The 12,671-nt window shown below is 42.3% G+C and carries 9 protein-coding genes; 8 read left to right on the forward strand and 1 reads right to left on the reverse strand.

Translation table 11 applies throughout. From position 1 onward, the window contains the following. Positions 1–25 precede the first annotated feature (25 nt). Positions 26–316, reverse strand: coding sequence for a hypothetical protein (locus IM797_RS26340; RefSeq protein ID WP_194130217.1), 291 nt, complete (start codon positions 314–316; stop codon positions 26–28). 93 nt (positions 317–409) lie between these two features. On the opposite strand from IM797_RS26340, the gene mtgA reads away from it, so the two are divergent. The 8 genes from mtgA (at position 410) to IM797_RS26380 (ending at position 12,671) form a co-directional block, all read left to right on the forward strand. Further along, the gene (gene mtgA, locus IM797_RS26345; RefSeq protein WP_194130218.1) at positions 410–1,132 is read left to right on the forward strand and encodes a monofunctional biosynthetic peptidoglycan transglycosylase; all 723 of its coding nucleotides are present in this window, start codon (positions 410–412) and stop codon (positions 1,130–1,132) included. A 229-nt stretch (positions 1,133–1,361) separates the two neighbouring features. Then, positions 1,362–3,932, forward strand: a complete 2,571-nt coding sequence (locus IM797_RS26350) for a DUF5686 and carboxypeptidase-like regulatory domain-containing protein (protein ID WP_194130219.1) — start codon at positions 1,362–1,364, stop codon at positions 3,930–3,932. Between the two features lie 27 nt (positions 3,933–3,959). Further along, entirely contained in the window at positions 3,960–4,511 is a 552-nt protein-coding gene (locus tag IM797_RS26355; RefSeq protein ID WP_194130220.1) for an RNA polymerase sigma factor, read from the forward strand. A 75-nt stretch (positions 4,512–4,586) separates the two neighbouring features. Then, complete coding sequence (locus IM797_RS26360) at positions 4,587–5,702, forward strand: FecR family protein (RefSeq protein ID WP_194130221.1); 1,116 nt, start codon at positions 4,587–4,589, stop codon at positions 5,700–5,702. 48 nt (positions 5,703–5,750) lie between these two features. Then, positions 5,751–9,119 carry a TonB-dependent receptor gene (locus tag IM797_RS26365; protein WP_228099139.1) on the forward strand — a complete coding sequence of 1,123 codons (3,369 nt, stop codon included), beginning with the start codon at positions 5,751–5,753 and terminating at the stop codon, positions 9,117–9,119. Positions 9,120–9,130: 11 nt separating this feature from the next. Continuing rightward, complete coding sequence (locus IM797_RS26370; RefSeq protein WP_228099141.1) at positions 9,131–10,519, forward strand: RagB/SusD family nutrient uptake outer membrane protein; 1,389 nt, start codon at positions 9,131–9,133, stop codon at positions 10,517–10,519. A gap of 47 nt (positions 10,520–10,566) precedes the next feature. Next, positions 10,567–11,625 (forward strand): cyanophycinase, encoded by a 1,059-nt coding sequence (locus IM797_RS26375; RefSeq protein ID WP_194130222.1) that lies wholly within the window; start codon positions 10,567–10,569, stop codon positions 11,623–11,625. Beyond that, complete coding sequence (locus IM797_RS26380) at positions 11,625–12,671, forward strand: isoaspartyl peptidase/L-asparaginase family protein (protein ID WP_228099143.1); 1,047 nt, start codon at positions 11,625–11,627, stop codon at positions 12,669–12,671. Before IM797_RS26375 ends, IM797_RS26380 begins: the two co-directional genes overlap by 1 nt.

A 12,671-nucleotide genomic window follows, 5' to 3' on the forward strand; every position in this document is an offset into this window, starting at 1 on the left:
GCGCTTTATTCTTTGAATGCTGGGCTTACCTTCTTCTCTTGCTCCTGGCTTCATCAATGATCTGACGGATTTGCTTGATGTCGCTTTTCGAAAAACCATGTACCTCAATTTTGTTTCCTGTTAAAAATAACCTTAAAGTGGAAAATCCGATCATGGGAGAATCTACTTCAATGGAAGTGATGTCTTCATAGTTCAGGTATTTGGAATCTCCGCTGAATAAGCCCGGTGACTTTATTTCTATGCTATTTTCTTCTAGGATGATTTCTGTAGGGAAAACCTTGTTTCCTTCAGATAGTCTGGACGCGGTGAATTTCATGATACAGCAAATTTAGATATTTTATTTAAATCTTTTACCGCTCTTTAACTTGCCTTGGCTGTTGAAATTGATGTTTTTCTTACCTTTGACCCAATGGCACAGAAACAGCGCTCAAACAGCAAAACAAATCAACCCTTAGTGAAAAAAATAACAACCCTGCTGGGACGTATTCTAGTTTGGTTTTTGATGGTCAGTATCATCTGGGTATTGTTGTACCGTTTCATCAATCCGCCAATCACCTTGTTGATGGTCTTGCGCAACATAGAGCGCAAAAGCGATGGCAAACCGGGTAAGATTGATAAGAAATGGGTTGACTTTGAGGACATGTCTGACAATATGAAAAGAGCTGCTGTATCTGCAGAAGACCAGCTATTTTTGTCGCACATTGGTTTTGATGTAAAAGCCATAGAACAGGCCTTTAAAGCCAATAAAAATAGTAAAAAAGTAAAAGGGGGAAGCACCATTTCTCAGCAGACGGCAAAAAACGTATTCTTGTGGCCTGGCCGGTCCTGGATACGTAAGGGCTTTGAGGCTTATTTTACCTTGCTGATAGAAATGTTCTGGAGCAAAGAGCGCATTCTGGAGGTTTACCTGAACGTTATTGAAATGGGGGACGGGATTTATGGAGCTGAGGCAGCGGCACAAACCTATTTTGGCAAATCATGTACCCGCCTGACCAAATCCCAGTCTGCACTTATTGCCGCTTGTTTCCCAAACCCAAGGCGCTGGACACCTAAAAAACCGACAACTTACATCAAACACAGGCAATACCTCATCTTGAAAAACATGCGGAGATTAGGTCCTTTAGATTTCTGATAACCAGTCAGGATTCAATAATTATTTTCTTGTCAACTAGTCCTGCCGATGCTTGGACTTGTATATAGTGTATATGCCTTTTGGGCAGGTATGCAGATGATTCGGAATTTGTTATGCTTTAACTGACGACTGTACATTCAAATATTTTTGAAGTCGGCATAGGGGTAAAACAAGAACAAGTCATCTTACCTAAAATATAGCTTACTATTCAAAAGAAAAAATGATCCTGTTGCTAAAATCATCGCGTTACCATTTACATTCCCCCTCCTTCAAAAGACTTTTACTTCCTGTAAAGTTAAATGCTTTCAGAATTGCCCTTAATTTCTTGCTGTTATTACCTGTTTTTGGACTTGGCCAGGGATTAACAGTTAAAGGCTTGATCAGAGACAAGATCACCCGGCAGACCATACCTGCTGTAAACGTAAGTTTTGTAGGAATCCCCGGCGGAACCAGTTCTGATGCGAACGGTAATTTCCAGATCAGTACAAACAAAGAAGTGAAAATCATCCGCTTTTCAGCAATAGGCTTTAAAGTTCAGGAACATCACGTTTCTCAAATCAATAAAAATCAATTGCACATTGAGCTGGAAGAAACGACACAACAGCTGGAAGGGGTGAGTATCCAGGCTGCGAAGCGTCCGAGGTATAGAAACCGTGATAACGAAGCCGTTGATCTGATTAGAAAGGTGATTGCGCATAAAGAAAAAAATGTGGGTTCAGCAACGCCGGGACTTGCCTTTAAGCAGTATGAAAAATTAAATCTTGCCATCAGCATTCCCAGTCCAATGGTACCTAAATCTTTCTTACTGCGGAAATTTCCTTTTCTTGTAAAAACAGCAGATACCAGTCGCATACCCGGAAAAATGCTGGTGCCCTTTTTTATCAAGGAAAATATTAGTCAACACCTGCAAAACCCGGAAAACGATCAGGATCAAATCCAACCCATAGACTGCAGGGAATCCCGTGTTGATCAGTATTTTGATGAAGATGGTATTGATGAATATTTGAAAAGACTTTATCAGCCTGTTGATATTTATAGCCACGATATTGGTCTGGGTGCTCAGCGGATTTTGAGCCCGATAGCCGCTATGGGGCCCGACTTTTATAAATATTTTATCATTGATACCCTTAAAAAAGAGTCTGGTCCGGTAGTGCATCTGTTGTTTAGTCCGCGCAACAAACAAGATGTTTTATTTATGGGGGAACTATATATCCCCTTAGACGGGCGTTATGCGGTGCAGCAAGCTGACCTTTTTATCAATAAGGAGATTAACCTGAATTGGGTAAAGGATTTACGACTGGGTATGACTTATGTTGTCGGACCTGAGGGGAAATATCATATGGCAAAGAGTGTGGTTGCGATGGATCTGGGCCTGTTTAAAGGTGGCTATAGTGTATATGGCGAAAAAACGATTTTCAATAGCAATTATGAAAGAGGGGGAGCCATACAATTGGCCGGGCGAAATGTGCTATTGCCTAAAACTAAGCTTCAGATAGATACGTTTGAACGGCCTATGGAATTAAGTCTGCTGGAAAAAAACACCTATGCCAATGTCGACAGCCTGAAGCAGTCGCCTAAGTTCAAAGCAATCATGGGTTTTACCTCGTTTATCCTCTCGGGATACCTAAAAGCTGGGGGCGTAGAGTTTGGTCCGGTGAGTTCCATGTATAGTTTTAATGATGTAGAAGGCCGTCGTTTTCGCTTTAGTGCCAGAACAAATGATGATTTTAGTAAAAGAGTAGTTCTGGATGGTCACCTGGCCTATGGCTTACGTGATGAAACATGGAAGTATGCCATGGGTTTAACCTACTCATTTAATGCCTCAGGGGCTTACCAGTTTCCTGTAAATACCTTTACCTTAAGGCATAGCTATGAAACCCAGATTCCCGGACAGGATTTGAATTTTATAGAAGATGATAATTTTTTGCTTTCCTTTAAGCGGGGTGTTAACGATAAATGGTTGTACAACCGAAAATGGTCTGCCGAGTATTTTCGTGAAACCAAAAGCCACTTTTCTATCAAAGCAAGTTATAAGAATCAGGAACTGACACCTGCCGGCGGATTGGTTTTTCAAACCGAGTCTGAAATGCTGAGAAATATCCGGACTTCTGAATTTGCTGCAGAGCTTCGTTGGGCGCCGCATGAACAGTTTTACCAGGGCAAAAGGTTCCGCAGACCCATTCGAAATGGTTTTCCCATATTTACATTAAGGGCGGCTGCCGGTTTTAAAGGTTTCCTTGACGGAGACTATAACTATCAGAATGTTTCTTTAAACATTTACAAAAGGCTGTATATCGCGCCATTTGGCTATTCCGATCTGATGCTGGAAGGCGGGGCTGTTTTTGGTAAAGTGCCCTTCCCTTTACTGGTGATTCACAGGGCTAACCAGACTTATGCGTATCAACCCCAGTCTTACAACCTGATGAATTTCATGGAATTTATGAGTGATCGGTACGCCAGTTTCCACATTGATCATTCTTTTAATGGCTTGCTATTAAACAAAGTGCCCCTGGTAAAAAGGTTGCAGCTTCGTGAAGTAGCCTCTCTCAAAGTATTGTATGGAAGCATTTCCGATAAAAACTTACCGGATCATGATGCTGGTTTGTTTCGCTTTCAACGTGATGCGGATCAGCGGCAAAGCTCATTCGCCTTGGGAAATGTTCCTTATGTGGAAGGAAGCGTAGGAATTTCCAATATCTTTAAAATCCTGAGGGTAGACTACGTGCGGAGATTCAATTATCTTGATCATCCGGGAGTTGCAAAATGGGGGATCAGGGCCAGGATACATGTTGATTTTTAAATTGCTTTTCCTATCTTCAAAGCGAATATGCTTTTTGAGGAAGATGATAGGGTTTATTGGGAACAGATGCGTGCCGGAAACAAACAGGCACTGTTTGAGCTTTACAACAATATGTATTTCCATCTGATCCGATTTGGTTTAAAGCTAAATGCAGACGATGAACTGGTAAAGGACTGTGTAAATCAGATTTTTCTTAATCTTTGGGATAAAAGAGACCGGCTTGTTCCTGTAGATAACGTGAAGTCGTATCTGATGACTTCATTAAAGCGCTGCATGCTTGATCAACTAGCCTATGCTGAAAAAATGACCGATGCAGTGAATAAGATGGGCGCCGAAGAAGATTGGGAAGAGCTTTCCTACGAGGAAATCATGATCAGGCTCCAACAGGACGATGAGTTGAAAAGTAAGCTCCAAACTGCAATCAAACAATTGACCCCAAGACAAATGGAATTGATCCAACTTAAATTTTTTGAGGGACTCACGTATGAACAAATTGCAGAAAGAACCTCGCAGACCGTAAAAACGGCATATAATACCATTTATGATGCAATTAAAACGCTGAAAAGATTGCTAAAATAAATTTTATATAAAATAATTGTAAATTCTTCTAGGAAAAGAACGTGATTCTTACGTCTGTATAGTAAAATAGATGCTATGCAAATCCCTAATGATATTTTTTCTGTTGAAAACCTGGTTTGTGATGAGTCCTTTCAGCGATATTGTCTTGGAAGTAACCTCGAAGATCAAATTTTGTGGAAAGAGCGGATGGCGCAGCATCCTGAACACCAGGTAATATTTGCAGAGGCTCAGCAACTGGTCAATTTGCTGAGTTTAAACCAGGGTAGCAGACTTCAGCAATTGAAAGATCTGAGGATGGGCATTAAACAGCGTGAATCCTTGCAACGTAGTTTGGTTGCTACAGCAGATGTGGACTTGCGTGCTAACGCTGAAGGGACCAAACCTCGGAAAATTTACCAATACATTGGCGGTGTCGCCGCTGCAATTGCCATCATCGTATCTTTTTATCTGATGTATACTCCAGGCCTTCCGGATCCGCAGATCCGCAGGGATCAAAATCAGGTGATGCAGATCATTACCTCGGGCTCTGCAATCAGAAAAACAGTTCTGCTGACTGATGGAACTGTGATCACCCTGGGAAAAGAAAGTTCCATAGAATTGAGGAAACAATTTGATGCCCATAAAAGGGAACTCTGGCTTAAAGGTGAGGCCTTTTTTGATGTCAAACACGATCCCACAAGCCCTTTTACTGTACATACCCCTTTTGATGAAGTTAAGGTACTGGGTACCACTTTTAATGTTAAAGCTTATCCAGACTCCCAGGCTATGGAAACTTCCCTGATCAAGGGCCGTGTACAAGTGAACTCCATGCAATATTTAGGCTATTCCGTGATCTTGAAACCCAATCAGAAACTGATTAGTAATAAAGTATATGATCTTTCAACTGACAATAATCCTAAAGCCCATTACAAAGTGTCAGCCTTGAAAAACACGGGTTCCGGAGGTTCGCCAGTTGAAATTAAATGGGCTCAAAATCGCCTTGATATTGATAATCAACCCTTATCTGTCATCGCAAATAAACTTCAAAACTGGTATGGAATTGCCATTGTAATCCGGGATAACCAGGTCAAAGATTATCGCTATTCAGGGATTTTCGAAAACGAAACCATCATCAAAACACTGGAGGCGCTACAGCTATCCTATCCCTTCACCTTCAAAGTAGAACAAGACCGCATTGTCATAAGTAAATAAGAACCCCAATCAATTAAACAATCATAAATAACCTTAAACCAAACCAATATGAGAAAAAATGTACTTTTAGAACATTTAGGTAAGTATCCTGTAACCAATAACTTATTCTTGAGGATGAAGCTTACCGGGTTTTTAATACTGATGATGTGCATGCAGGTTTCTGCCGGCAGTTTCGCGCAGCAGAAAATTAGCATTAAGGCAAGTCAGGCGAGTATTAAGTATCTGCTTAAAGAGATCGAAAAGCAAACAGAATACCGTTTTGTGTACAGTCATAACATCTTATCAAACGATAAAAAGATTTCATTGAATGTGAATAATGCTTCACTGGATGAGACCATGAGGTATTTATTAAAGGAAACCGCATTGACTTACGCGTTAAAAGAAAGCAGTCTGGTCATCATTTACCCCCTTACTGCTGCTGAAAAAAAAGATGTGGTTGTTACCGGTAAAATCGTAGATGAAGCCGGGATGCCATTGCCAGGTGTTTCCGTAAAAGTTTCAGGCTTGTCTGTTGCTACAGCAACCGATGGTAATGGCGCATTCACCATCCGCGTTCCGGATGGCAATGCCAGTCTGGAGTTTTCTTCCATTGGCTTTTTAAAACAAATCGTCACCATTGGAAATAGAACGGTGATCAACGTGGTCTTAAAAATAGACAGCAAAGGACTCGAAGAAGTGGTGATCACCGGATATACCAATTATGAAAGGGGTAAATCGGCAAGTGCTTCCACAGTAGTTACTGCAGATAAAATTAACCAGGTTCCTGGCTTGACCTTGGACCAGATCCTGCAGGGGCGTGTTCCGGGAATGACTGTAACCTCCAGTTCAGGTCAGCCTGGCCAGAGTGCCAGCGTAACCATCCGGGGTGTGGGAAGTATCAATGGTTCCAGATCTCCTTTAATGGTTGTAGATGGAATACCAATTGAATCGGGATATATGCAAACCATTAACCCGGAAGATATTGAATCTGCCACGGTTTTAAAAGATGCATCTGCGACGGCCCTGTATGGTTCAAGAGGAGCGAACGGTGTAATCGTATACACCACTAAAAAAGGAAAAGCAGGCAAAGTTGCGGTGAGTTACAATTCACAGTATGGTTTCGCCAACCTCAGCAGACCAAATTTTGTCATGATGAACACCGAACAGCGTTTACGCTTTGAGGAAGAAATCGGTCTGGAGGGTAGAAATATAGGTCCTGGATGGACTTATTCACCAAAAAATCCAACTTATGCAGCCGGTACGAATGCAAGCCGTGCCCGTGCTGATTTTATCCTGGACAGTTTAAGAAAGATCAATACCGATTGGCGGGATATCTTTTTTCAGAAAGGCAAGTTCCAGGAGCAACAGGTGAGCATCAGCGGTGGCACAGAAAAGACACGCTTCTACAACTCTTTAAATTATTACAAACAGGAGGGGGTTGCCAAACGAACCGGCCTTGAACGTTATGCATTGAGAAGTAATGTAGATTTTCAGGATGATAAATTCAGTGGAAGTGTAAACTTGTCGCTGGGATATTCTGAATCTAGTTTTATCGATGGTGCAGGGAGTACCACAGCAGGTACACCAATGTCTGCGGTGTACTATGCGCTGCCATATGAATATCCATACGCTTCAGATGGAACATTGGTTCATCCGGGAATTAGCGGACAGGCTAAGTATAACATCCTAGACCAGCGGGAAGGTACACTGGCACTAGAACGTTTGTTAAATTCAACCAATAAAACCGATCAGTTTAAATCTATTATCGGTGCTTCCTTTGCCTACCAGATCTTACCGGTTTTAAAAGCAACAACCAGGTTGGGTATTGACTATAGAAATTCCTCAGATGAGGCCTATATCAATCCGGATTCTTATTATGGCTCCAGGTCAAACTCCAATACTTTAGGCGGTAAGGGCCGTTTAGATGAAACCAGCCGTAGAAATTTTAGTGTGGTTTGGACCAGTGGCTTAACGTATGCACATAAATTTGCGGAAAGGCACGATGTAGAAGTCTCAGGTTTCTATGAGTACTTGTATAATAATTACAAATCCTTTGGATATTCTGGATTTGGTATAGACGGACGTTTGCCTGAAACTCCTGCCGGGATCAATGTAAGTTCTACTTTTCTTCCCTCGCTGGGTGGAAGTAAGTCCAGAAGCGCTTTGGCTTCCTTTATGGGAGTAGCCAGGTATACACTCGACGATAAATATACCCTTACGGGAAGTTACCGTTACGATGGATCAACAACGGTAGTTCCTAAAAATAAGTGGCATGGCTTTTACTCTGTTGGCGCAAGCTGGAATGCGAAAAGAGAGGATTTTATAAAGGATCTGGATCTGGTTTCCGATCTGAAATTCCGGACAAGTTATGGAACTACTGCAAGTCCTTTCTCTGGAGAATTTAACTATCTGGCCTATTACGGAAATACCACTTATGGCGGGCAGACAGGTATTCGTCCAGGCGCAGCAGGTAATGTGGATTACGATTGGGAATACGTCAAAACTTTTAACTTTGGGTTTGACTTGAGTTTGTTTAAAAGTAGCAGATTGCGCTTAAGTGCAGATTACTATAATAAAACAACCAATAACATGTTTATTGATCAACCTGCACCAGCAACTTCAGGATTTACCACTTTGCCGCTCAGCTCCGGACGAATGAGAAACCGGGGTGTAGAATTTGACATCAGTGGGGACGTGATCAAAACAAAGGATTTTACCTGGAGCATTGGTGCCAATGCCGGATATAATAAAAATAAAATCCTGCGTGTTAGTGATGTTACTGATTTTTTTCCTGACGGAGATTCGCGGATCATTAAGGTCGGCCTGCCTTACGGTACTTATAATGCTCCGCAATGGGCTGGCGTAAATCCAAAAACAGGAGAGGCGCAGTATTACGATCTGGAGGGAAATATTACTACAACTTATAACGCTGCAACGCAGAACACAACCAAATCCGGAAGCTTTTTTCCAACATTTACCGGCGGATTTAATACTTCATTGAGTTATAAAGGATTTTCTGCATCGGCTTTGTTCTCTTTTGTGTCTGACGTGATGCGCTGGAACAATGAGGATCTGTATAATGAGAATCAGCGTTACGCAACCAGTAATCAATCCATCCGGATGTTGGAGAACCGCTGGAAAAAAGAGGGGGATGATGCCATCTTACAAAGGTTTGATATTCCAAGAAACTTTACTTCCAAGGATATTCAGGATGCATCTTACCTGAGGTTGAGAAACGTAACACTCGGCTACAGTCTGCCACAAAGCATTCTGGCACACACCAAATTTATCAAAGGTGTAAAAGTATTTGTACAAGGTCAGAATTTATATACCTGGACAAGCTGGCGAGGCCTGGATCCTGAAAATAATGACGTTTACGGAAGGTTCCAGTATCCAAATACCAGAACTTATACTGCAGGTCTTAATGTTAACTTTTAATAATAACAGTTATGATTAACAAAATTTATCAAAAATACGTAATGGTGCTTGTGCTGATGGTATGCACTACTTCTTGTACCAAACTTGATTTTGTACCCACCGATTATATACTTCCTGAATTTGCCTTTAAAACCATTGCTGATGTTAATTTAGGCGTAATTGGTGCTTACGCCCCGATGGATTATTCTCCGCTAAGTTTAAGTGCTATTGTTTCTGATGAAGCCACTTATCCACAGGAAAATACTGTTGGAAATTCTGATGCTTTCCGATGGTTATACAACGGTGCAAACGGTTCAGTTACCAGCTTTTTTTATACCAATTATCAGGCAATAGACCGCGTAAACCGTGTTTTGGAAGCGATGGATAAATTGACTTTTACAGGAACAGATGTCGCACTTGCAGAACGGTATAAAGGAGAATTGCTCGCCATGCGTGCCTATCTGCACTTTGAATTGTTAAGGGCCTATGCGTCTTCTTACCAAGCCGGGGCGCTTGGGGTTAACTATATGCAAAAATCGGCAATTTCATATCCCGCCAGGGAAAACTTTGAGGTGGTTATTGCAAAGGTTAAAACAGACTTACTTGCAGCAAAAGCCTTAATTCCTGCCAGCTTTAACGATAAGACGCGAATTACAAAACTGGCGATTTCGGCCATTCAGGCCCGTGTTGCCTTATATGAAAAAAACTGGGTTGATGCAGCAGCATACGCTACTGAAGTGATTAATGCAGTGCCGTTGGCCACCAAAGCTCAGTTTCCGGGATTGTGGACAGATGCAAACGACAGCGAAGTGATCTGGAAGTTAAAAAAGGTAACTGGCGATTCCAGGACCGGCGATTTCTTCTACAGGCAGTCAGGCGGTGTGGTATTATACGCGCCCGCTTTCAAACTCATCGCTGCATTTGATCAGACCAACGACATCCGTTATACTGCTTACATTAAATTTGATGCGGCACGTACGGGCACTAAATCTAAATATTTGGTAAACAAATATATTGGTGGCACTTCCGCAGCACCAGGTCTGGCAGATGTTAAACAATTTCGGGTTGCTGAAATGTACTTAATCAGGGCCGAGGCCAGGGCTGAATCTACCGGTGATGCTGCGGCTGATATCAACGCTTTAAGAACAGCAAGGATAAATAACTATGTGAATGCAACATTTGCAGACAAGCCTGCTTTAATTAATGCTGTTTATGATGAGCGTTATAAGGAACTTGCTTTTGAAGGGCATCGCTTTTTTGATTTAAGGAGAAGAAATCTGTCCATAGAGCGATTGCCTCAGGACGCCGCACCAACTTTAAGCGAAACTGTTTTGTTGCCTACTAAAGCGCAATACGCACTTCCCATTTCAAATACAGAGTTATCTGTAAATAAAAATATGATTCAAAATCCCAACTACTAAGCATTTTGGGCAGATGATATGTCTGCCCATAACTTAAATATTGTCTTATGAAATATCCCATGCTGATTGCCATTCTTAGCTTTTTTATAACAGCCACCGGATGCGGTAAATCTGAAAATGTACCAATAGCACCGCCTGTAGTAGTCACACCGGTTGTCACCAGGCCGGCTTCTATTGGCATCATTGGTGATACCGCTGATGTCGTTAAGACGGTTAGTGCCGGTATGGTTTTAATGGGTGGCGGAACAGATGTAGAATCCGCCTTTAAATGGATGATCGACAGAAGTGGCGGTGGCGATGTGGTGATCATCCGGGTAACCGGTACTGATGCTTACAATGCTTTCGTCAACAAGCTGGGTTCAGTAAACTCCGTTGAAACTTTGAAAATTGATACCAGGGAACTGGCCAATAACGATGCTGTGGCCAGAATTATCCGCAATGCGGAAATGCTGTTTATTGCCGGTGGAGATCAAAGTGATTACATGAACTTATGGCGTGGCACCAAGGTTGGCGATGCATTAAATTACTTGTTAAAGGATAAAAAGGTTCCTTTTGGTGGCACCAGTGCTGGTTGTGCCATTCTGGGTGGTTTTTATTTTAGCGGCGAGGGTACGAGTGTGGTCTCTGATGATGCACTTGCCAATCCTTATGCGACTAACATTACCTTATATAACAATGATTTTCTACATGCACCCTATCTGCAGCAGGTGATTACCGATCAGCATTTTTTAACCCGCTCGCGTGAGGGTAGAAGTGTCGCATTTCTTGGTAGAATTTATAAAGACTGGAATGTATTGGCCAAAGGCATTGCGGCTGACGAAAGAACTGCGGTATGTATTGATCAGGATGGTAAAGCCCGGGTCTTTGGATCCAGTAAAGCCTATTTCATTCTGCCTGATGCAGCTAAACTTCCGGAGCAGTTTACGGCAGCCAAGCCCGTCATCTGGAAGCAGAATGACCGCGCAATCCCTGTATATGAAATTCAGGCTTCTGATACTGGTAATGGCAATTTTAATTTAGCTAATTTTAATGCAGCCGAGGCTTCAGGCGGAAGCTGGTACTGGTGGAGTGTAAATAATGGCCAATTGACAAAAACACCGCAATAATGATGATGAATATGAAAAGAAGTTTGAAACCTATGTTTGCTTTACTGCTTTGTTTAACCACAATGTCAGTATCTGCACAAAAAAAAGAAAATAAATACATCCTGGTCATCCATGGTGGTGCCGGTACAATTACCAGGGCAAATATGAGTGCAGAAAAAGAAGTGGCTTACCGTGCGGCTTTAACATTGGCTCTGCAGAAAGGCTATGATGCTTTGAAAGCCGGTAAAACAAGTCTGGATGCCGTAGAAGCGGCTATCCATGTCATGGAAGATTCGCCCTTGTTTAATGCCGGTAAAGGTGCTGTTTTTACCCACGATGGCAGGAATGAAATGGACGCTTCACTAATGGATGGTAAAACGCTGATGGCAGGAGCCGTGGCAGGTGTAACCACCATTAAGAACCCAATTTCTGCAGCCCGCGCGGTTATGGAAAAATCAGAGCATGTCATGATGGTTGGTCCGGGTGCTGAAGCATTTGCAAAACAGGCTGGATTGGAAATTGTTGATCCATCTTATTTTTATACCAAAGAACGTTGGGACGGACTGCAAAAGGCAATTAAAGAGGATTCTACTAAAGCTGTACTTGACCATGGCAGCAAAAAGTCTATGAAGCTGGGAACCATCAATAAAGACTATAAGTTTGGGACAGTTGGTGCCGTAGCATTGGATCAGGCAGGCAACCTGGCAGCTGGAACTTCAACAGGAGGTATGACCAATAAAAAATATGGCCGGGTAGGCGATTCGCCAATTATCGGTGCCGGAACCTATGCTAACAATGAAACCGCAGGCATTTCCTGTACCGGTTGGGGTGAGTTTTATATCCGTAATGTGGTAGCGCATGACATTTCAGCCATGATGGAATATAAGCAGCTGTCAGTAGCAGATGCAGCCAAAGCCGTATTGGACAAAGTCGGCAAAATGGGTGGCGATGGCGGCCTGATCGCCTTAGATAAAAAGGGTCATGTCACCATGCCATTTAATACAGAAGGAATGTACAGGGGCACTGTTACTGCAGACGGTAAAATTGAAGTATTGATTTATAAATAG

Source organism: Pedobacter sp. MC2016-24, from assembly GCF_015223055.1.
GTDB lineage: Bacteria > Bacteroidota > Bacteroidia > Sphingobacteriales > Sphingobacteriaceae > Pedobacter.